This window comes from Arthrobacter tecti (genome assembly GCF_054511355.1).
On the sequence record NZ_JBTNCT010000010.1, the window covers coordinates 24,481 to 45,701 of the forward strand.

At 63.1% G+C, this 21,221-nt stretch carries 21 protein-coding genes; 15 read left to right on the top strand and 6 right to left on the bottom strand.

Translation table 11 applies throughout. The features are described from left to right. The first annotated feature begins 73 nt into the window (after positions 1-73). A complete protein-coding gene (locus tag ACX80C_RS12050) occupies positions 74-1,039 on the top strand; it encodes a D-2-hydroxyacid dehydrogenase family protein (protein WP_459326716.1) in 966 nt (321 codons plus the stop codon). A gap of 20 nt (positions 1,040-1,059) precedes the next feature. On the opposite strand, the gene ACX80C_RS12055 is transcribed toward ACX80C_RS12050, so the two are convergent. Both ACX80C_RS12055 and ACX80C_RS12060 read right to left on the bottom strand, forming a co-directional pair. Next, the gene (locus tag ACX80C_RS12055; protein ID WP_459326717.1) at positions 1,060-1,347 is read right to left on the bottom strand and encodes a DUF4287 domain-containing protein; all 288 of its coding nucleotides are present in this window, start codon (positions 1,345-1,347) and stop codon (positions 1,060-1,062) included. A gap of 10 nt (positions 1,348-1,357) precedes the next feature. Next, positions 1,358-1,705, bottom strand: a complete 348-nt coding sequence (locus ACX80C_RS12060) for a cupin domain-containing protein (RefSeq protein ID WP_459326718.1) — start codon at positions 1,703-1,705, stop codon at positions 1,358-1,360. Between the two features lie 85 nt (positions 1,706-1,790). On the opposite strand from ACX80C_RS12060, the gene ACX80C_RS12065 reads away from it, so the two are divergent. Continuing rightward, positions 1,791-2,771 carry an ArsR/SmtB family transcription factor gene (locus ACX80C_RS12065; protein WP_459326719.1) on the top strand — a complete coding sequence of 327 codons (981 nt, stop codon included), beginning with the start codon at positions 1,791-1,793 and terminating at the stop codon, positions 2,769-2,771. A gap of 16 nt (positions 2,772-2,787) precedes the next feature. Continuing rightward, positions 2,788-3,273 (top strand): GNAT family N-acetyltransferase, encoded by a 486-nt coding sequence (locus tag ACX80C_RS12070; protein WP_459326720.1) that lies wholly within the window; start codon positions 2,788-2,790, stop codon positions 3,271-3,273. A 12-nt stretch (positions 3,274-3,285) separates the two neighbouring features. Here the strand turns inward: ACX80C_RS12070 and ACX80C_RS12075 are convergent, their stop codons facing one another. After that, positions 3,286-3,555 carry a hypothetical protein gene (locus ACX80C_RS12075; protein WP_459326721.1) on the bottom strand — a complete coding sequence of 90 codons (270 nt, stop codon included), beginning with the start codon at positions 3,553-3,555 and terminating at the stop codon, positions 3,286-3,288. A gap of 212 nt (positions 3,556-3,767) precedes the next feature. On the opposite strand from ACX80C_RS12075, the gene ACX80C_RS12080 reads away from it, so the two are divergent. The 6 genes from ACX80C_RS12080 (at position 3,768) to allB (ending at position 11,081) form a co-directional block, all read left to right on the top strand. Continuing rightward, on the top strand, positions 3,768-4,712 hold the full coding sequence (locus tag ACX80C_RS12080) for a type IV toxin-antitoxin system AbiEi family antitoxin domain-containing protein (protein WP_459326722.1): 945 nt from the start codon (positions 3,768-3,770) through the stop codon (positions 4,710-4,712). 213 nt (positions 4,713-4,925) lie between these two features. Next, a complete protein-coding gene (locus ACX80C_RS12085; protein WP_459326723.1) occupies positions 4,926-5,714 on the top strand; it encodes a hydroxypyruvate isomerase family protein in 789 nt (262 codons plus the stop codon). A gap of 99 nt (positions 5,715-5,813) precedes the next feature. Then, positions 5,814-6,689 (top strand): 2-hydroxy-3-oxopropionate reductase, encoded by an 876-nt coding sequence (locus ACX80C_RS12090; protein WP_459326724.1) that lies wholly within the window; start codon positions 5,814-5,816, stop codon positions 6,687-6,689. 103 nt (positions 6,690-6,792) lie between these two features. Beyond that, positions 6,793-8,571 carry a glyoxylate carboligase gene (gene gcl, locus ACX80C_RS12095; protein ID WP_459326725.1) on the top strand — a complete coding sequence of 593 codons (1,779 nt, stop codon included), beginning with the start codon at positions 6,793-6,795 and terminating at the stop codon, positions 8,569-8,571. Positions 8,572-8,592: 21 nt separating this feature from the next. Continuing rightward, the gene (locus ACX80C_RS12100) at positions 8,593-9,744 is read left to right on the top strand and encodes a glycerate kinase (RefSeq protein ID WP_459326726.1); all 1,152 of its coding nucleotides are present in this window, start codon (positions 8,593-8,595) and stop codon (positions 9,742-9,744) included. Then, positions 9,741-11,081 (top strand): allantoinase AllB, encoded by a 1,341-nt coding sequence (gene allB, locus ACX80C_RS12105; RefSeq protein ID WP_459326727.1) that lies wholly within the window; start codon positions 9,741-9,743, stop codon positions 11,079-11,081. Before ACX80C_RS12100 ends, allB begins: the two co-directional genes overlap by 4 nt. 223 nt (positions 11,082-11,304) lie before the next feature. Here the strand turns inward: allB and bcp are convergent, their stop codons facing one another. Beyond that, on the bottom strand, positions 11,305-11,769 hold the full coding sequence (bcp, locus tag ACX80C_RS12110; RefSeq protein ID WP_459326728.1) for a thioredoxin-dependent thiol peroxidase: 465 nt from the start codon (positions 11,767-11,769) through the stop codon (positions 11,305-11,307). Between the two features lie 157 nt (positions 11,770-11,926). Here bcp and ACX80C_RS12115 point away from each other — a divergent pair, with 157 nt between their 5' ends. Both ACX80C_RS12115 and ACX80C_RS12120 read left to right on the top strand, forming a co-directional pair. Further along, positions 11,927-12,772: an HpcH/HpaI aldolase/citrate lyase family protein gene (locus ACX80C_RS12115; protein WP_459326729.1), complete on the top strand. Its 846-nt coding sequence runs from the start codon at positions 11,927-11,929 to the stop codon at positions 12,770-12,772. A 445-nt stretch (positions 12,773-13,217) separates the two neighbouring features. Continuing rightward, the gene (locus tag ACX80C_RS12120) at positions 13,218-13,403 is read left to right on the top strand and encodes a hypothetical protein (protein ID WP_459326730.1); all 186 of its coding nucleotides are present in this window, start codon (positions 13,218-13,220) and stop codon (positions 13,401-13,403) included. A 71-nt stretch (positions 13,404-13,474) separates the two neighbouring features. Here ACX80C_RS12120 and ACX80C_RS12125 read toward each other — a convergent pair whose 3' ends face one another. Then, entirely contained in the window at positions 13,475-14,557 is a 1,083-nt protein-coding gene (locus tag ACX80C_RS12125; RefSeq protein WP_459326731.1) for a fatty acid desaturase family protein, read from the bottom strand. Positions 14,558-14,698: 141 nt separating this feature from the next. Next, positions 14,699-15,424, bottom strand: coding sequence for a FadR/GntR family transcriptional regulator (locus tag ACX80C_RS12130; protein WP_459326732.1), 726 nt, complete (start codon positions 15,422-15,424; stop codon positions 14,699-14,701). Between the two features lie 170 nt (positions 15,425-15,594). Between ACX80C_RS12130 and ACX80C_RS12135 the strand changes: the two genes are divergently transcribed. The 4 genes from ACX80C_RS12135 (at position 15,595) to ACX80C_RS12150 (ending at position 21,212) form a co-directional block, all read left to right on the top strand. Then, the gene (locus ACX80C_RS12135; protein ID WP_459326733.1) at positions 15,595-17,208 is read left to right on the top strand and encodes an ABC transporter substrate-binding protein; all 1,614 of its coding nucleotides are present in this window, start codon (positions 15,595-15,597) and stop codon (positions 17,206-17,208) included. Between the two features lie 70 nt (positions 17,209-17,278). Beyond that, the gene (locus tag ACX80C_RS12140) at positions 17,279-18,238 is read left to right on the top strand and encodes an ABC transporter permease (RefSeq protein ID WP_459326734.1); all 960 of its coding nucleotides are present in this window, start codon (positions 17,279-17,281) and stop codon (positions 18,236-18,238) included. Between the two features lie 2 nt (positions 18,239-18,240). Further along, positions 18,241-20,409: a dipeptide/oligopeptide/nickel ABC transporter permease/ATP-binding protein gene (locus ACX80C_RS12145; protein WP_459326735.1), complete on the top strand. Its 2,169-nt coding sequence runs from the start codon at positions 18,241-18,243 to the stop codon at positions 20,407-20,409. Next, positions 20,406-21,212 (top strand): ATP-binding cassette domain-containing protein, encoded by an 807-nt coding sequence (locus ACX80C_RS12150; protein WP_459326736.1) that lies wholly within the window; start codon positions 20,406-20,408, stop codon positions 21,210-21,212. Before ACX80C_RS12145 ends, ACX80C_RS12150 begins: the two co-directional genes overlap by 4 nt. The last annotated feature ends 9 nt before the right edge of the window (positions 21,213-21,221 follow it).

A 21,221-nucleotide genomic window follows, 5' to 3' on the forward strand; every position in this document is an offset into this window, starting at 1 on the left:
CCAACCTAGTCCAGCCGCGAGCGCATTCGGATATAGCGTGGTGGCTGTTGATTGGCCTGCACAAGGAGGAAAAATGACGGACCGGCTGCGCTGTGTTGTGCTCGACGACTTTCAGGGCGTCGCCCTTGCGAGTGCGGACTGGTCGTCCATCGAGGAAATGGTCGACGTCTCAAGCGTTGCTGAACATCGCACATCCGAGGACGAACTGGTAGGGCTCATCGCTGACGCTGCGATCGTGGTGACGTTGCGGGAACGTATTGAGTTCCCGCGTCGCGTGCTCGAGCGATTGCCGTGCCTGCAGCTTCTCGTGGCCACGGGAATGCGCAACTCAGCAATCGACATGGCTGCTGCCCGCGAGTTCGGGGTGGTTGTGAGCGGCACTGCCAGCAGCCAGACCCCGCCAGTCGAACTGACATGGGCGCTCATTCTCGGTCTTGCCAGGAACCTGGTCGCCGAGGACGCTTCGATGCGCCGGGGAGGTTGGCAGACGACAGTTGGCTCAGATTTGCACGGGCGGACGCTCGGGGTGATCGGACTTGGCAGGATCGGATCGGCGGTAGCGAAGGTTGGGCAGGCGTTCGGAATGGATATTCTCGCATGGAGCGCGAACCTCACTGATGAGCGATGCGAGGAAGTAGGCGCCCGACGCGCCGACTCCCTGAATGGGTTGCTTTCAGGCAGCGACGTCGTCAGCATCCACTTGAAACTCAGTGGGAGGACGAACGGACTTATCGGAGCGAGTGAACTTGCCGCGATGCGACCATCTGCGCTCCTGATCAACACGTCGCGCTCGGCAATCGTCGATCAGGAAGCGCTCCATTCAGCATTGTGCGACGGGAGGATTGCGGGTGCGGGCATCGATGTTTTCGATGTGGAGCCCCTACCTGCGGATGATCCCATGCGTAGTGCGCCCCGCTCGCTCCTTACGCCACATCTGGGATACGTCACCGCTGAGAACCTGGGCACCTACTTCAGGGAGGCTGTCGAGGACATGAAGGCGTTCATCGAGGGCTCGCCAATACGCGTATTGAACGTCTGAGACCGGAGGAGTACGTAACGCTAGGGCCGGTTCTGCTTCCCATCGAGCCACAGCTCGGCGGACTCGTCGCGGTGGGCACCATCGGAGCCGACATGCTTCTCGCTGATCGTAGGGCCCTTCTTGACCACATGCACCAGCGCCATCGCGTGCCCGCGCCCCAACCCGTAGTCCTCCCTGAGCCATTCCACGATCACGCCGGCCTTCACCGCTGGATCATCGAAACCGTGTTCCTTCGCCTGCTCCACGAGCTCACGAGGTGTTCGGCCCGTCTTGTCCTCGATCGCATCGAGGTATGCCTGAAATGACATGGTGTTCTCCTTACTGGTTTAACCATTCCTGAATCATCGTCGGCGATGCGTGAATGCACATGATCTTCAGCCGCGACGCGCCGGTGTTCTTGAACCCGTGCCAGACGTCAGCGGGCACCACCGCGGTGTCACCCTCGACCGCGGTGAACGTGGTTCCGCCGACCTCGAACGTTGCCTCTCCACCCAGCACCACCCAGGTTTCGCTGTAGGGGTGGCGGTGCAGATCCGGTCCCTTCCCGGGCTCGGCGTCCACGAGGAAGAAGGAGACGCCGGAGCCGAAGTCGGACCCCTCGAACCGCAGTGTCGAACTTTCCGGCATCCGGAGCGCTTCCGCCGGAATGGTGTGCGTCGTTTCCATTGTCTGACTGCCTTTCGTCGGTGGCGCCGTCGTCGTTGTGATGAATAGTCTCGGACGCTCTGAACGGACCCGCTACTCTTTCGATGTGGATCGAAACATCGTGACCTTCAGTCTCGGCGCGGACGACATTGGACTGCTGCGCTTCGGACTCTCACCGGGCCACGAGCTCGCGCACGCCGTTCGTACGTTGCAGTCGGCGGGCAGCAGGCCGCTCCAATGGGGATGGCTGAGAACAGTCAGGGATGCAGTGCCCGCGGAAGCGTTCAACCTGATGAGGCTGCTCGTCGCGCCGTCAGGCTACTTCCCCGACTTCCTGACCGGCCCAATCTCCGGCGACACCACACCCGAAGAAGAAATCGCGCACATGCGCTTCATACAGCCGGATACCGTGCAGACCCACCTGGCAAAAGTGCTCAGACTCGCCACCGGCGAACGGCACCAACGCGTATCCGCCATGATCCGGGAACCGGTCCGGTCACTGAGCCGTATCTGTGACGCCTGGGAGGAACTGTGGGCTGCGCTCATCGCGCCGCACTGGGAACAACTTCGGCGCATCCTCCTCGCGGACATCGCCCAGCGCTCGCGGAGTATTGCCGAACAGGGCACGACGGCGATGATCGCCTCCCTGCACGAGCGCGTCAGCTGGCACGGCGACAGCGTCCGCGTACGCATGCACAGCTGGACGGAGTTCGTGCCCTGCGAAGGCAGCGGGCTGCTCCTTGTTCCCAGTGTGTTCGCCAGCCCCTGGTGCTCGGTCCTCACCGAAAAGCCGGTACAGCCCACACTTTTCTATCCGGTGCAGGCGTTGGCCAACACCTGGCATCAAGCGAATACGTCGGCCGAGAGAGCGTTGTCGGCGCTCATGGGAGAGGGGAGAGCGCGCGTTCTACTGTGTCTGACCGGTCCGCGCTCGACATCGGAGACCGCCAACCTCTGCTCGCTCGCCGTTTCGACAGCTTCACATCACCTAGGGGCGCTCCGGGAAGCCGGGCTGATCAGCAGCACGCGCGACGGCGTACGCATCCTTCACGCGCGAACCCTCCTGGGCGATTCCCTGGCGGGCTAGCAGTTAGGTTGTGACCATGACAGATGTGGAAATCCGTAGCGCAGCTGTTACCGATGCTTGCGGAATCGCGCGGGTTCATGTCCGGTCGTGGCAGGAAGCCTACGCGCATCTGGCCTCGGTCGACGAGCTTGCCGCCCTCGACGTCGGTCAGAGAGCGAAGCGCTGGGTGGACATCATCAACGATGATCGGACGAAAATTTGGACCGCCAGGGTCGAGAGCGAAATCGTCGGCTGGATCGCTGTCGGAGACGGCCGCGACGATGACGGTCCGAGGCCCACCGAGGTGGAAGGGATTTACGTTGTGGCGGAGCATTACGGCACCGGAGTTGGCCAGCACCTGCTGAACGCAGGTATTGGAACAGCCCCCGCCTATCTGTGGATGGCTGCGGACAACCCGAGGGCGCGAGCCTTCTATGAACGCAATGGGTTCGTCCCGGACGGCGCCGCGGCCATGCACAACATCGTTGGGACTTCCGTCGAAATTGTCCGTTTGGTTCGTTGAACTAGCGGCGCTTCAGCCCTCCTCGGGTGCAGCGCCCTTTTCCTCACTACGACGGCGGAAGTAGCGCCGGGCGGGACCGATCCAGGACAGGACCAGCAGGATGGTGAAGAAGTTGTTCGCCAGTCCGCCGAGCAGCTGGAACGGCACAATCTGAATCACTGCGGTAATCACGAGCCCGCCAATGAGCACGACCTTGATGGCTTTGAGGGCCTCGGCGCTCAAGGGCCGCGGCCACTCGATCATGGCGGTTGGTTCGTCGTTCCTGTTGCTCGCCTGGTGCATCGTTCCCCTCTCCCATTAAGGCTATCGCGCCGATGAGCCTTCCGTCCTCCAGTGCGGCCCGCGAGGAAACGGCCCGAAGGTTCAGGCCTGCCGGTTGGAACCGGCGGTTCTGAACGTACGGGCAGTTTCTGTGAACACGGATGCCAGGCGAGTTATCCACATAACGCAGTAATGCCACCCGTGAACGGTCGACATCGGCACATCCTTGAGGAATGAACTCGCCAGATTGGCTCACAGATAAGAACGCTCTGTGGCTCACCGGGACACTGAAGGACCGCGGCCTGACAACTCTGAACATTCAGGCGCTCGTGAGATCGAAGCAGTTGGTTCGGTTGCGCAGGGGCTGTTACATGCACGCACAGTTCTGGAGAGCAATGTCGCCGAAAGCCCAAGCGTTCCAGATGATTTACGCTCACAAACTGGCCACCGTTGCACCCGGCGGGGGAGCGGCAACCTATAGTCACACCTCCGCCGCCCGCGCTCATAAGCTGTATCTGTGGGATGTCGATTCCCTCATTCACCTCACGCAGCTGTCGAACGTCTCGGCAACCAGTCATGCTCCGGATGTGCGCAGCCATAAGGCCTCATTGGAGCCTTTCGAAGTGACACGCCAGGCGGAGCTGCAAGTTACCTCGCTGGAGCGCACAGTTGTGGACTGCGCTCGGATACTGCCGTTAAAGCAGGCGCTGGTTATTGCTGAGAATGCACTATGGATGGGTGCTGACCGGGTGAGAATTGGTGAAACTATCGACAGGCTCGCTGGGTGCAAGGGCGTGCACAGGGCGAGGGCCGTGATGGAGCATGCCAGCGGGCTTTCGGAATCGCCTGGCGAAACCCTCACCCTCAACTTCCTTCGCGTCATGCGTATGCCCATGCCGGTTCAGCAGTTGCACGTTCACTCCTGTCAGGGCACCCACCGGTTGGACTTTGCATGGGAGGGAATCAAACTCGCACTGGAGTTCGACGGTAAGACCAAGTACTTCGACTACGCAGCAACCGACGAGGTGATCTTCCAGGAACGGCGGCGTGAGAAAGCGCTGATGGAGGACGGCTGGATGTTCATCCGCATCGAGTGGAAAGACCTCTTCGACGAGTCACGGCTCAAGGAGCGGATCCTGTCCGCGCTTAGCAGGGCGGAGCAGCGGATCGCGGCCTGACCGCCGCTCATCGCCGATCTGGCTGTCCCTTATAGAAACTGCCCGTACGTTCAGATGCGCCGGTTCGAACCGGCAGTCCTGAAGGTCCGGGCAGTTTCTGTGTTCAGGACGCCAACCGCCCTCTCAAGGCGGTTGACGTAACTCCTGAGAAACCCCTACTATTTCATTAGACAGAATTTTACTTCCACAATACGAAATCAAAGGGACTTGACGATGACGTACACCGTGAACTGCTCCATCCTCCTGACCGAGTTGCCGTTGCTCGAGCGCCCGGCCGCTGCGAAGAAGGCCGGCTTCGACGCCGTCGAGTTCTGGTGGCCGTTCAGCACCTCCACGCCGACCGAGCAGGAACTCAACGAATTCGAGAGCGCCATCACCGGCGCCGGCGTCCAGCTCACCGGGCTCAACTTCAACGCCGGCGACATGCCCGGCGGCGATCGCGGCCTGGTCTCCTGGCCCGAACGCCAGGCGGAGTTCCGTGCGAACGTTCCCGTCGTCGTCGGAATCGGTGAGCGTCTGGGCTGCAAGGCGTTCAACGCCCTCTACGGCAACCGCGTGGATAACGCGACGCCGGAGGAGCAGGACGCCGTCGCCGTCGAGAATCTGGCCTTCGCCGCTGACGCAGTAGCGAAGATCGGCGGCACTGTTCTCCTCGAGCCCGTCAGCGGCGCGGACCGTTACCCGCTGAAGAGTGCACAGGACGCACTCGATGTCATCGCGAAGACGGGTAGGAGCAATATCAAGCTCCTCGCCGATTTTTACCACCTCGCGGTGAACGGCGACGACGTCGGCCAGGTCATCGAAAACCATGCCAAGGACTTCGGCCACATCCAGATCGCAGACGCACCGGGCCGCGGAGCACCCGGAAGCGCGGAGCTACCGCTCGGCGAATGGATTGCCCGCAGCCGCGAACTCGGTTACGAGGGCCACATCGGGCTCGAGTACAAGGAGCCCGCGGAAACGGCCTTCAACTGGGCCATCCGCCAGCACGCCACCCGCTAACCCATCATCTCCATCGAGTCAGCAGAAATGACTATAAAAACCGAAACAACTAGCCGTTTCTGCTGATTCGATGACACACAGACACAAAGGACAAGCACAATGACCAACATTGCAGTTATCGGACTCGGAATCATGGGCCTGCCCATGTCCAAGAACCTCGTCAACGCCGGCCACCACGTCACCGGCTTCAACCTCAGCCAGGACGCCATTGACAAGCTCATCGCCGAAGGCGGCCACGGCGCAACCAGCATCGCCGACGCCGTGAAGGAAGCCGACGTCGTCATCACCATGGTGCCGGACTCCCCGGACGTCCGTGGCGCAGTAACGGGCGAAGACGGCGTCTTCGCCAACGCGAAGAAGGGCACCCTGTGGATTGACGCGAGCAGCATCCGCCCCGACGTCGCCGCTGAACTGGCCGGGGAAGCCAGGGAAGCAGGCCTACGCGCACTGGATGCGCCCGTCTCCGGCGGCGAGCAGGGCGCCATCGACGGCGTTCTATCCATCATGGTCGGCGGCGAGGCAACCGACTTCGCTGCGGCGGAGGAAATCCTCAACGTCGTCGGCAAGACCGTGGTCCACGTTGGACCCGCCGGCTCCGGCCAGACCGTGAAGGCCGCGAACCAGCTGATCGTCGCCGTCAACATCGGCGTCCTCGCTGAAGCGATCGCCTTCCTTGAAGCCTACGGCGTAGATACCGACGCCGCACTGAAGGTCCTCGGCGGAGGCCTCGCAGGCTCCAAGGTGCTCGACCAGAAGGGCCAGAAGATGCTCGACCGCAATTTCGACCCCGGCTTCCGCCTCGCCCTGCACCACAAGGACATGGGCATTGTCACCTCAGCCGCCCGCGAAGCCGGCGTTGCCACCCCACTGGGTGCCGTCGTCGCGCAGCTGGTTGCCTCGCTCGTCAACACGGGCGACGGCGGCCTGGACCACTCCGGCCTCTTCAAGCTGATCAACCAGCTGTCCGGCAAATAAACATACTTCCGTTCCCATCGACTTGGCAGGACACGCCGTGAAGGCACGCCCAAACAGGGTGTGTCCTGCCAACTCGATGAATAGAACCTTAAGGACACACACCATGCCTAAGATGCGCGCTGTTGACGCAGCCGTTGCGATCCTGGAAAAGGAGGGCGCCACGACGGCGTTCGGCCTGCCGGGTGCCGCAATCAACCCCTTCTATTCCGCGATGCGCGCCCACGGCGGCATCCACCACGTCCTCGCCCGCCACGTTGAGGGCGCTTCGCACATGGCGGAGGGCTTCACCCGGGCCAAGGCCGGCAACATCGGCATCTGTATCGGCACGTCCGGCCCCGCCGGCACCGACATGATCACCGGTCTCTACTCGGCGTGGGCTGACTCGATCCCGATCCTGTGCATCACCGGCCAGGCGCCGGTGGCGAAGCTGCAGAAGGAAGACTTCCAGGCGGTTGATATCGCCTCGATCGCCAAGCCGGTGACCAAGATGGCCGTCACCGTGATGGAAGCCGGCCAGGTTCCGGGCACGTTCCAGAAGGCGTTCTACGAGATGCGCACCGGCCGTCCCGGTCCCGTGCTGATCGACCTGCCGATCGACGTCCAGCAGACCGAGATCGAGTTCGACCCGGACGCCTATGAGCCCCTCCAGGTCCACAAGCCCGCAGCCACGCGCAAGCAGCTGGAGAAGGCCCTGGACATGCTCTCGAAGGCCGAGCGCCCGCTGATCGTGGCCGGCGGCGGCATCATCAACGCCAACGCGTCCGAGCAGTTGGTGGAACTGGCCGAACTGCTGAACATCCCCGTCATTCCTACCCTCATGGGCTGGGGCACCATCCCCGATGACCACGAGCTGATGGCCGGCATGGTTGGCCTGCAGACCTCGCACCGCTACGGCAACGCGACCATGCTCGAGTCCGACTTCGTGATCGGCATCGGCAACCGCTGGGCCAACCGCCACACCGGCGCGCTCGACGTCTACACCAAGGGCCGCACGTTCGTGCACATCGACATCGAGCCCACGCAGATCGGCCGCGTGTTCGCGCCGGACTTCGGCATCGTGTCCGACGCCGGTGCCGCCCTGAGCGGGCTGGTTGGTCTCGCGCGCGAACGCAAGGAACAGCAGGGCCTGCCGGACTGGAACGCCTGGGTGAAGGACTGTGCGCAGCGGAAGTCGCTGCTGCAGCGCAAGACCAACTTCACCAATGTTCCCGTGAAGCCGCAGCGTGTGTACCAGGAGATGAATCAGGCATTCGGCCGGGACACCCGCTACGTGTCGACCATCGGCCTCTCGCAGATCGCTGGCGCCCAGTTCCTGCACGTGTACGAGGCACGCAACTGGATCAACTGTGGCCAGGCCGGACCACTGGGGTGGACCGGACCCGCAGCGCTCGGTGTGGCGCAGGCAAGCCCGGGGGAGACCGTCGTCGCACTTTCCGGTGACTATGACTTCCAGTTCATGATCGAAGAGCTGGCGGTCGGCGCGCAGTTCCAGTTGCCGTACATTCACGTGGTGGTGAACAACTCCTACCTCGGCCTGATCCGCCAGGCACAGCGCGGGTTCGAGATGGATTACCACGTGTCGCTCGCCTTCGAGAACGTGAACGCTCCCGAGCTGGACGGCTACGGTGTGGACCACATCAAGGTTGCCGAAGGCCTGGGCTGCAAGGCGATCCGCGTCCGCGAGGCCGACGACCTGCAGGCCGCCTTCGAGAAGGCGCGTGCGCTCATGCTCGAGTACCGCGTACCGGTGGTCGTTGAGGTCATCCTGGAGCGCGTCACCAACATCTCGATGGGTGCTGCCGGAATCGACGCGATCAACGAGTTCGAGGATCTCGCCGAATCCGCCGCCGACGCCCCCACCGCTATCTCGCTGCTGGTCTGAGCGGGTTGGTGTAATACGGGAATGCGGATAGTCATCGCACCGGACAAGTTCAAGGGATCGCTGTCCGCACCTGAGGTCGCTTCAGCTTTGGCTAAGGGCCTCCTCAATGCGGATCCTGGCCTTGACGTCGATCTGGTTCCGGTAGCCGACGGCGGCGAGGGCACGCTTGATGCTGCCTTCGCCGCCGGGTTCAGCCGGCACATCACCACGGTTTCGGGGCCAACCGGCGAGCCGGTCGAGGCGCCGATCGCCATCCGCGGATCGCAGGCAGTGATTGAGATGGCGCTCGCGTCCGGACTGGCAGTGCTTCCTGGAGGCGTGCGCAGGGCGCGAATCGCGTCCAGCACCGGCACCGGCGAGTTGATTCGGTTCGCGCTTGACCGTGGCTGCACCAGCATTGTGCTTGGCGTCGGCGGCAGTGCGAACACCGACGGCGGCGCGGGCATGCTCGTTGGGCTGGGCGCTGCCCTGCTCGACGACGCCGGCACCCCGCTTCCCGGCGGCGGCGCGGCTCTGGCTGGCCTCGCCTGGATTGACCTCTCGGGGCTGGATCCGCGCCTGGCGACAACGGAGATCACCCTGGCGTCCGACGTCGACAATCCACTCCTTGGCACCAAGGGTGCCGCTGCGGTCTTCGGGCCGCAAAAGGGAGCAACGCCCGACGACGTCGCGCACCTTGACGACGCCCTCGCCCGATTCGTTGAAGTGCTTGAGCAGGAACTGGGTCCCCGCGCCCGGGCGCAGGCGAACGCACCCGGCGCGGGGGCCGCGGGTGGCGTCGGTTACGCGGCGCTCGCGGTGCTCAACGCACAGCGCAGGCCGGGCATCGACGTCGTACTCGAACTCACCGGACTGGCAGAAAAACTCGACGGGGCTGACCTGGTGATCACCGGTGAAGGCAGCCTGGATGAGCAGAGCCTTGGCGGGAAGACACCGCTGGGCGTCGCGAAGGCAGCCGCCGGGATGCAGGCGATTGCGGTGTGCGGGCGGACCACTCTCACGTCTGAACAGACTGCCGCCGCGGGCTTCTCGCGCGTGTACGCGCTGACGGACCTGGAGCCGGATGTTGGAAAATGCATTGCAAACGCCGGTCCGCTGCTGGAACGTGTTGGACAAGACATAGCCGCCCGCCTCGGTGTGGGTGCCGGCGTTGGAGTTGGAGGAACCGAATGACCAATTCTTATGACCTCGTGATCCGGGGCGAAATGGTTCTGACGACCGCGGGCATCGCGCCGCGGGAGGTCGGCGTGCGTGATGGCGTGATCGTTGCGCTGGAACCGCTGGGCAACGGGCTCGACGGCGCGACCGTCGTCGAACTTGGTCCGGACGAGACGCTGATCCCCGGCCTGGTGGACTCCCACGTCCACGTCAACGAGCCCGGTCGCACCGAGTGGGAGGGCTTCGCGTCCGCCACGCGGGCTGCGGCTGCCGGGGGAGTGACCACCATCATCGACATGCCGCTGAACAGCATCCCGCCGACCGTGAACGTGGACGCGCTTGAGCAGAAGCGGACATCCGCCGAGACTCAGGCGTTTGTCGACGTCGGGTTCTGGGGCGGCGCGATTCCCGGCAACAAGGCCGACCTGCGACCGCTCCACGACGAGGGCGTGTTCGGGTTCAAGTGCTTCCTGCTGCACTCGGGTGTGGACGAGTTCCCCCATCTCGAAGCGGACGAGATGGAAGAGGACATGGCGGAGCTCGCAACATTCGATTCGCTGATGATCGTCCACGCGGAGGACTCGCGCTCCATCGATCGGGCGCCGCACGCGGAGGGGGACCAGTACTCCAGGTTCCTCGCCTCTCGCCCGCGTGGGGCGGAGAACGTTGCCATCGCGGAGGTTATCGAGCGGGCCCGGTGGACGGGGGCTCGTGCGCACATCCTGCACCTGTCGTCGTCGGACGCGTTGCCGATGATCGCTACGGCCAAGCGCGACGGCGTTTCCCTCACCGTCGAGACCTGTCCTCACTACCTCACGCTCCTGTCCGAGGAAATCCCGAACGGCGCGACCGCATTCAAGTGCTGCCCGCCAATCCGCGAGGCGTCCAATCGGGAGTTGCTGTGGGACGGGCTGATCGACGGGACAATCGACTGCATCGTGTCGGACCACTCGCCGTCGACTCTCGACCTGAAGGACCTTGAGAACGGCGATTTCGGTGTGGCCTGGGGTGGTGTGTCCTCGCTGCAGCTCGGCCTTTCGCTGATCTGGTCGGAGGCGCGCCAACGGGGTATCGCCCTGGAACAGGTTGTGGAGTGGATGTCTGCGCGTCCGGCCGCTCTCGCCCGGCTGCAGCGTAAAGGGCAGCTGGCCTTGGGCTACGACGCCGACTTCTCCGTCTTCGCCGCCGATGAGACCTTCGTGGTGGACGTCAACAAGCTCCACCACAAGAATCCCATCTCGCCGTACGCCGGAAAGGCGCTTTCCGGCGTCGTCCGTTCGACCTTCCTCCGCGGGGAGACGCTGGACCTGGAGAAGCCGACCGGGCGCCTGCTGCGTCGCGGGGCTTCGTAACCCCCCGCTGAGTGCTTAGATAATGACCCTTTGGCGCCGCTATAACGCCATTATCTCAACACTCAGCACTGAGACTCCGGAAGGGTGCTAGCACGTCCGTCCGGGAACATGGAAGGCCCTCCCTTTTGAGTCGGGGAGGGCCTTCTTGCTTGCATCGACTCTCCAATAGGTGACTCTTTGGAAGCCGAAACGGTCACCTATTGGAGAGTCGATTCGAGAAAAGCTACCCGACGCCGAGCTGCTCGCGGAGCCGGGTCACGTGGCCCTTGGCATCGACGCCGTATTCGGCCTGCTGCACGTTGCCGTCCGGGTCCACGACGACGGTGGAACGGATGATCCCGACGACGGTCGAGCCGTTCACCTGCTTCTCGCCGTACGCGCCCCATGCCTTTGCGACGGCGTTGTCCGCATCCGAAAGCAGCGGATACGCGAGCCCGTGATTGCTGCTGAAGGAGGCCAGCTCGTCCGGGGTGTCGGGCGAGATTCCGATCACGCTGAACCCGGCACCCTGCAGGGAGGCAAGGTTATCCCGGAAGTCGCAGGCCTCGGTGGTGCAGCCGGGGGTCTCCACTTTCGGGTAGAAGTAGACGACGACGCTGCGCCCGCGGAATTCGCTAAGACTCACGGGCTGGCCATAGGCGTCGGGCAGAGTGAAGGATGGTGCTGTATCTCCGGTTGCCAGGGACATGCGATCCTCTTTCGTTTGGTGGAATCTGTTTATCGCTTTACGGAAAGCTTAGGGAAGCGCTATGTAGGGGTCAAACGGGCATTGTGGTCGTAGTGTTCACTGTGCTGGTGGGTCACGCGGTGGATAACGACGACGGCGGTTGCGTAAGGTTCTAGGTATGGCCTCCCTTCGAAACAGTCGCGCTGCTGCGCTTCCCGCCAAGCTGTCCCGTTCCTGGTTGCTCGCGTCCGCCGCATCGGAGGCCAACTTCGCGCCGGCGCTTGCCTCGGAGGCTGACTCAGTGGTTTTCGACATGGAAGATGCAGTGCCCGCGGAGCAGAAGAAAGAGGCGCGCGATCGGGTTGTCGAGGCACTCTCTACCGGCATGACGGCCTGGGTTCGCGTGAACGGGATTGAGACCGATTATTGGGCGGACGATCTCGCTGCCCTCTCCAAGGCGCCGGGCCTGCGCGGGGTAATGCTCGCTATGACCGAAAAGCCAGAGCAGGTCACCCACACCGCGATGCGCCTGCAGGCCGGAACACCGGTGCTCGCACTCGTCGAGTCGGCCCTCGGGATCGAGAACGCGACGGCAATCGCCAGCGCCCCCGGCACGTTCCGGCTGGCCTTCGGCGTTGGGGACTTCCGCCGGGACACGGGTGCCTCGGATGATCCGATGGCACTCGCTTATGCAAGGGCGAAGCTTGTTGTGGCTTCACGCGTGGGTCAGTTGCCGGGCCCCATCGACGGCCCAACGGTCGGCGCGCTCGGAGGCGACCTGTTGGCCGCGTGCAAGGTCACAGCATCCATGGGCATGACCGGCAAACTATGCCTCATGCCGGATGCTGCGGACACCATCAACAAGGGTCTATCTCCGAGTGAGTCCGAAATTCTGTGGGCACATGAACTGCTCGACGCCCACGCTTCCGGTGCGGTGGTTGGTGACGGCTCCTACCTGCCACGTCTGGCCCGTGCGCAGAAGATCTCCTCGCTGGCGGACTCTTACGGGCTGTGGAACGCCTAACCTTCCCGGGCGGCGAGAGCCGCTTCATAGGGCGCGATCGCGGGGCCGTACTACTCACGGTCCCGCCGTTCTCCTGACCTGAAACTGTAGGCCAAGCGGAGACGAGTAAGGTGCACACCTATGGGGAAAATCAAGGAGAACACAAGCAGGACTCCTGCACTCATCGAGGCGGTGTGGGTGGCAGCTGGCACGTTTGCGCTACTGCTGTTAGGAAACACTGTGCTGTTCGGAGCTATGGGCGGCGACCTGACGGGCCTGCTTTCCGCAGTCACGTTCGCCGTCGGCCCGGCCATAGTCATCTTCGCGCTGCTGGCAGGCGCAGTTTCGATCCGAATCCGCCATCTGGGAGCCGGCCGACCCGCCAAGCGCGGACGAAGAAGCCCGCTACGTCCGGACAGCCGCGTTCACGGTGTCCGCCGCCGTCGTTGGGTTGATACTCACCATCATGTGGCGGCGCGCGGGGTTCATCATCTTCGCCGCGTTCCTGCTCCTGGGCGCAACCGGTGCCTCTGCACTGTTTGCGGTCACCCCGCGCTCTTACCTGGATCCCGCTGAACCTGTGCAGCCGAGTGAGACTTACCGCTACAAGCCCTGCTACAGCGGTGGCACCAACGACTGCATGGGCGGCTGATCCACCCCGAAACGACGACGGCGGCCACCACTGGAAGGTGAGGGCCGCCGTCGTCGTCGGTCGGGTGGGTGCTACCGGCGCCGGTAGCGGTTGACCATGGGGCAATCGAAGGGGTCGCGTGCCGAGAGGCCAACGCGGTTCAGGTACGAAACCACCGCTCCGTAGGACGCCGCAACGCCAACCTCGGTGTAGGGGACCTTCAGGCGCTCACAGTGCTCGCGGACGATCACGGCCGCCCTGCGCAGGTGCGGGCGCGGCATGTCGGGGAAAAGGTGGTGCTCGATCTGGAAGTTCAGCCCGCCGAAGGCGTTGTTGATGAAGTTTCCGCCGCGGATGTTGCGGGAGGTGAGCACCTGCTTCTGGAAGAAGTCGAGTTTGCTGTCGCGGGGGATGACGGGCATGCCCTTGTGGTTGGGGGCGAAGGAAGCGCCCATGTAGATGCCGAAAACCGCGAGCTGCACACCAAGGAACGCAAATGCCATGCCGATGGGAAGGAACCAGAACAGAATGCCGAGGTAGAGGCCAAACCGTACCGCGAGGAGTGCAAGCTCAACATAACGGCCCTTCATCGCGCCGGGCCGGAAGAGGGTTGCGATGGAGCGGGCGTGAAGATTGAGGCCTTCAAACGTAAGCAGTGGAAAGAAGAGGTAGCCCTGGCGGCGGGTAATCCACGCCTGGATGCCTTTCGCCTTCGCGGCGTCCTCCTCGAGGAACGAGATGGTGTCCACCTCGATATCCGGGTCCTTGCCGACCACGTTGGGATCGTTGTGGTGGCGGGAGTGCTTGTTCATCCACCACTGGTAGCTGATTCCGACGACGCCGGCGGCAAGGATGCGGCCTGACCAGTCATTGGCGCCGCGCGAGGCGAAGATCTGGCGGTGGGAGGCCTCGTGTGCGAGGAACGCGATCTGGGTCAGGACCACGCCGAGGACTCCGGCGATCAGCAATTGGAACCAGGTGTCGCCCAGGAGTGCGAAGCCTGTCCAAGCGGCACCCATAGCAAGTGCGAGAAGCACCATGACGGAGATGTAAAACCTGCGACGACGTGTCAGTAGGCCTTCCTTGCGCACCTCCTTGAGGAGGGTGGCGTAGGAGGCGACGACGTCGTTCGGTTTCGCCACGCGAACGGTGCGGGCGGGTGCGGCAATGCTCATAAAAGTCCCTGAAGTCGGTAATCGACTTCCCAGCCGCGGAGGGTCCCCAATTCCCGAAGATTCTTCAATGCTACAGGCGCCGCCTGAACAGAGGCTGGAAATATGCAGCCTGCTGACTATATTCGTACCGGCTGCGGAAGGTCACGCCGTCAGTTTGGCCAGTTCGCGCCGAATTCCATCGAAATGGCGCTTCAGCCGTTCCGCAGCCATCGCTTTGTCTCCGGATTGAACCGCGGACAGAATGTCCCGATGGATTGCCGCGGTCTCGATCAGATCGACCGGGTCTCCTCCCACCTCGGAGTGGATCTTGCGGTAAACCTTCCAAAAGACTGACATCAGGTTGGAAAGGAGCTCATTGCTCAAAGGCTCGAACAGCTGACGATGAAATTCCTCATCGATCTCAGCGAAACCCTCGCCCCGTTCGGCGGCAGCTTCCATCCGCTGCACCGTTGCGTCGATGGCGGTCAGATGATCCTCTGACATCAACTCCATCGCATCCCCGATCAGCCCTGATTCAAGTGCCTGGCGAACGTCGACGAGCTGGATGGCCTCCTTGCCTTGATGGCGAAGCGAGAGCCGGCCGCGGAAGGTCAGGCCGTCGGTCAGCGCATCGAAATTGCTGGGGGCCACGAACATGCCGAACCCATGGCGGATTTCCACAACCCCAAGCGCCTGCAGGACCTTGAGTGATTCACGCAGCGTGTTGCGTCCAATGCCGAGCTCAGCTGCCAACTCGCTTTCAGTCGGGAGCGGATCTCCTGCCTCAAGTCCTCGTTCAAGGATGAGGTCCATGATCTCCGCCTGTAGAGCGCGTAAACGAGCTTGCGCGCTGAAGCGGGCCTGGCGAAGCGGGGCATCTACGCTCATGTTTTTCTCCTTAGGGATCAATGAGTCTTAAACATAGGTTATCGGATGTCGGACGACATTGGGAGACTTTCGCAATCCGCTTGACCGCCGACTGTGATCAGTCTTACAGTTAGGTCATAGCATCGGACATCCTACATCCGATAACCAATCTTGAATGGTGAGGCACATTGATGAGCAACACTTTTGAACCCAGGGGCCTTCTGAAGGAACCCAACCGACGCAATTTCCTGAAACTGGCGGGTGTCATGGGCGCGGCCGCGGCTTTTGCCGGTTCAATCTCGGCCTGCAGCCCCGGAGGCAGCCCGGAACCCGCGGGAGAAAACGGCGAACAAGGGGCCGGATCGATTGAAGCCGGCATCTCCTACCAGCTCTCTACCGGCTTTGATCCGGTGCTTGCCACCGGTGCCACCCCGCTCGCGGCGAACCTCCACATTTTCGAGGGGTTGATCGAACTCCATCCCGCAACCCGCGAACCGTACCTGGCGCTTGCCGCGGCCGAACCGGAGATGATCGATGAAACGACCTACCGGATCACCCTGCGCGATGGCGCGAAGTTCCACAACGGCGAGGACGTAACCACTGACGACGTCGTCTTCTCCTTCGAGCGAGTGCTCGATCCCGAGAACGCATCGCTGTTTGCCGGCTTCATCCCGTTCATTGACTCCGTAACGGCTGTGGATGAAAAGACCGTCGAATTCAAGCTCAAGTACGCGTTCCCCGGCTTCGGGCCCCGCATCTCAGTTGTGAAGGTAGTTCCGCAGGCCGCCGTCGAGGCTGACCCCGAAGGCTTCGACCTGGCGCCGATCGGCACCGGCCCGTTCAGCCTCGTTTCCGCTGTCAAGGAAGACAAGATCGTCTTCAAGAAGTTCGCGGACTACAACGGCAAGTACCCGGCCCGGGTAGAGGACATGACCTGGCTCCTCATCGCCGATCCTGCTGCCCGCGTCGCCTCGATCCCGTCCCGCGCGCAGGCGATCGAGGATGTGCCCTACCTCGATGTTGATCAGCTGAAGAGCAAGGTCGACGTCGAATCGGTGCAGTCCTTCGGCCTCCTGTTCCTGATGTTCAACTGCGCATCCGAGAAGTTCGCCGACAAGCGCGTCCGTCAGGCACTGCACTACGCCATGAACACTGAGGACATCATCACCAAGGCTCTCCTCGGGAATGCGGCTCCGGCGACCTCCTACTTCCAGGAGGGCCACCCCTCATACTCTGAGGCGTCAACCGTGTACGGCTTCGATGCGGAGAAGGCCAAGTCACTGCTGCAGGAGGCCGGCGCGGAGAACCTGACGGTAACCCTGACCTCCACCGACACCGGCTGGGTCACCAAGGTGGTGCCCCTGATCAAGGAGAACTGGGACGCTATCGGCGTGAGCACCACCCTTGAGATCCTGCAGTCCGCGGCCGTGTACGCACCGGAGAAGGTCAACGGAGGCAACTTCGACGTCCTGTGCGCCCCGGGCGACCCCTCGGTGTTCGGCAACGACGGCGACATCCTCCTGAGCTGGTTCTACCGCGGTGACGCGTGGATGACGGACCGGGCAGCCTGGAGCGAGACGGCCGAGTATGCAGAGGTCCAGGCGAAGCTCGACGAGGCGGTCAGGCTTGAGCCCGAGGCAGCGAAGGCAGTTCACGCTGACATCATCAACATCGTGGCAGAGGAAGCACCTCTCTATCCGATCTTCCACCGTCAGCTGCCCACTGCCTGGGACAGCAGCGCACTGGACGGCTTCCAGCCACTTCCCACCACCGGTGTTGCCTTCATCGGAGTTGGCCGAAAGTAGAACCGCGTAATCCGGTGGGGACGTCTTCGGGCGGCCCCACCGGAATCCGCGAAACGTACGGAGACTTAGAGTGACCACGTTATTCCGCCTCTTGGGGCGAAGGCTTGCAGCCCTGCCGTTCATGCTCCTGGGCGTCACCATCATGGTGTTCATCGTCTTGTCCGTGGTGCCCGCCGACCGCGCCACCGCGGTTCTCGGTCCCGAGGCGACCGAGGAGATGAAGCACGCGTGGCGCCAGGAGCGCGGGCTCAACGACCCCCTCATTGTGCAGTTCTTCCGGTACCTGGGCGGTGTGCTGCGCCTTGACTTCGGCGTGACCAACCCACCCGAGGAATCAGTGGCCACAAAGATCGCAGCCGCCTTCCCGGTCACACTTCAACTGACCCTGCTCGGCGTGCTTCTCGCGGTGGTCCTCTCGCTCATCCTCGGTGTCCTCGGCGCCCTCTATCGCGACAAGTGGCCGGACCAGGTCATCCGGATCTTCTCTATTGCCGCGATTGCCACGCCCTCGTTCTGGCTCGCGATCCTGCTGATCCAGTGGTTCGCCCTGCCGGAGGGTTCCCTCTTTCCTACGGGTGGGCTCGCCTGGGCGGACCAGTATGGATTTGTCGGGTGGCTCTACGCGATGGCTCTACCTGCGCTTGCCCTGGGAATCCCCGTCTCGGCGTCCCTGATCCGGGTTGTACGTACATCCATGGTTGAAGAACTCGACCGCGACTACGTACGAACCGCCATCGGTAACGGGGTCCCTTACCGCACCGTCGTGGCGCGGAACGTGCTGCGCAACGCTCTCGTCACGCCCGTCACCGTGCTGGGTCTGCGCGTGGGCTACCTGCTTGGCGGCGCCGTCGTCATCGAAAAGATCTTCAGCCTCAACGGCATGGGCGACCTCATCGTGACCGGCCTGACGACGTCGGACACCAACCTCGTGCAGGGAGCGGTCCTGGCGATCGCCGTTGCCTTTGTGCTCGTCAACATCCTGGTTGACGTTCTTTACCTGCTCATCAACCCGCGGATTCGGACGGTATAACCATGCGAAACGGACTGGCTACCCGCCTGAGCAATTCCGGGGCACGCTTCCAAGCGCTTCCCCTCAGCTCCAAGATTGCCCTCGGCTTCCTGATCTTCATCACCCTCGTGGCCATCATCGGCCCCGTACTGGCGCCCTTCGAGGAGAACGAGTCAATAGCGCCCGTCCTCCCACCCGGTGGTCCGCACCTCTTCGGAACGGACGGCTCCAGCTATGACGTCTTCTCGCGCATCCTGTACGGGGCACGTGTATCCATAGCCATCGGGCTCGGAGCTGTGCTGCTCGCGATCATTCTGGGAGCGCTGCTGGGCGCACTGGCCGCCACTTCGCGGAAGTGGGTGAACGAGGGCATCATGCGGGTACTCGACGTCATGATGGCCTTCCCCGGCATCGCGCTGGCCGCAGCATTGCTCTTCGCGCTCAAGGACCACTCGAACAACCTGTTCGGCTCCACGGTGCCGGTGATCATTCTTGCGATTGCCATTGTCTACACCCCGCAGCTTGCCCGAGTTGTACGAGCCAACGTGCTGGCCCAGTACGGCGAAGACTATGTCCGGGCTGAACGCGTCCTCGGCGCCGGGCGCTTCTACATCCTCATCAAGCACATCACCCGTAACTGCGCAGCGCCGGTGCTGGTCTTCGCCACCGTGATGGTAGCCGACGCCATCATCCTCGAGGCGTCCCTCTCCTTCCTCGGTGCCGGCGTGCAGCAGCCTGCAGCCTCCTGGGGCAACGTGATGTCCGATGGCAGGAACGTGGTCTTCAGCGGCGCCTGGTGGCCCACCACCTTCGGCGGCATCACCATCCTGCTCACGGTGCTTGCGCTGAACATCCTCGCCGAAGGCCTGACCGACGCCATGGTCAACCCGAAGCTCCGCAAAGCCGCTCCGGTCAAGGAAGAGCCGCTCAGGAGCGGCCAGATCGCCGAGACGGCTCCCGCCACCCCCGCACAGCCATCCGTTCTGGACGGCGACGAGGTGCGAACCGGTGAGAGGCACGAACTGCACGACGACGACGCACAGAACATCCAGCACGCGGCGGCGCTGGGATCGGGAATCCACAAGCCGGGATCACTCGAAGCGCTGGCTGTGGAGTTGAAGATGCTCTCCGAAATCGAAAGCACGCGCACCGATCGCCTCCCGCAGGTCAGTCCCGACGCTCCCGTCATTCTGGAAGTGAAAGACCTCTCGATCCGCTTCCCCGCCCGCTACGGTGATACAGCGATTGTGGACCGCGTGAACTTCACAGTCCGTGAAGGCGAAACCATGGGCCTGGTAGGCGAATCGGGCTGCGGCAAGTCCATCACCTCGCTGGCGATTATGGGTCTGTTGCCTCCGTCGGCCCAGCTCAGTGGATCCATCAAGTTCAACGGCAAGGAACTGCTGACCAATGACCCGAAGGAACGGACCAGGCTCTACCGGGGCCTTCGCGGTGAACAGATCGCCATGGTGTACCAGGATGCGCTGAGTTCGCTGAACCCGTCCATGCTCATCAAGGACCAGCTCACCCAGCTGACCAAGCGAAACGGCCGCAAGACCCCGCGTGAGCTGCTGGAACTGGTCAAGCTTGACCCGGACCGCACGCTGAAAAGCTATCCGCATGAGCTATCCGGTGGACAGCGGCAGCGCGTGCTGATCGCAATGGCCCTTTCCCGCTCGCCCAGGATCGTGGTGGCGGATGAGCCGACAACCGCACTGGACGTGACAGTTCAGAAGCAGGTAGTTGACCTTCTCAACGAGCTTCGCGAACAGCTGGGATTCGCCATGGTCTTCGTCAGCCATGATCTGGCCCTGGTGGCCTCCCTCGCCCACCGGGTCACCGTCATGTACGCCGGCCAGGTGGTTGAATCCGCCGGGACCACGGAGCTCCTGCGCAATCCCCAGCACGAGTACACCCGCGGCCTGCTCGGCGCCGTCCTTTCGATCGAAGCCGACGCCGAACGGCTGCACCAGATCCAGGGCACGGTGCCGTCACCGCGCGAGTTCGCTGCGGGCGACCGGTTCGCGGAGCGCTCGCTGCGCCCCGACGCTGATCCCAACCAGGTGCTTCAGTTCACCCGTGTGGGGACAGACGAGCACTACTGGGCCAGTCACCACAAACCCACCGCTCCAACCGCCAACGACGACGACGCTCTTGTGAACGCCGCCCCTACCTCCGAAGGTGCACGATGAGCCGCAACGAAACAACGCCGGTCCTCGAGCTCAGGGACGTCTTGGTCTATCACCGGGCACGTACGGGCACGCTGTTCCGCCCCAACATCGTCAAGGCGGTGGACGGCGTGAACTTCTCGGTTCACCGCGGCGAAACCGTGGGTATTGTCGGTGAGTCCGGGTGCGGGAAGTCAACCCTCGCGTCGGTGCTGGTGGGCCTGCAGGAACCCACGGCCGGGCAAGTACTCTTCCACGGAAGAGAGGTCAAGGCCCGGAAAGCGGCGGTCCGCAAGCAATTCGGCCGCGACGTCTCCGTGGTCTTCCAGGACCCGTCCACTGCACTGAATTCGCGCATGACCATTCAGGACATCCTCGTTGATCCGCTGCAGGTTCACGGCGTCGGCAATGAACGCACCCGGATCGCGAAGGTCCGGGACCTGCTGAGCCTCGTGGGTCTTCCGCAGTCCGCTGCCGAGGTCATCCCGAGCCAGGTCTCGGGTGGTCAACGACAGCGCGTCGCGATCGCGCGAGCGCTGGCTCTGGATCCCTCCGTGATCGTCGCGGACGAACCGACGTCGGCCCTCGACGTGTCCGTTCGCGCCCAGGTACTCAACCTCCTCTCCGACCTGAAGCGGGAGCTGAACCTGGGCATGGTGTTCATCTCGCATGACATCCAGACTGTCCGCTACGTTTCCGACCGAATCTGCGTCATGTACTTCGGCCGGATCGTCGAGGAAGGTCCCGCAGCGCAGGTCTTCGACCACCCGACGAACGACTACACCAAGAAGCTGTTGGGCGCAGCGCCCAGCCTGCTTCACATCTGACCACCAAGC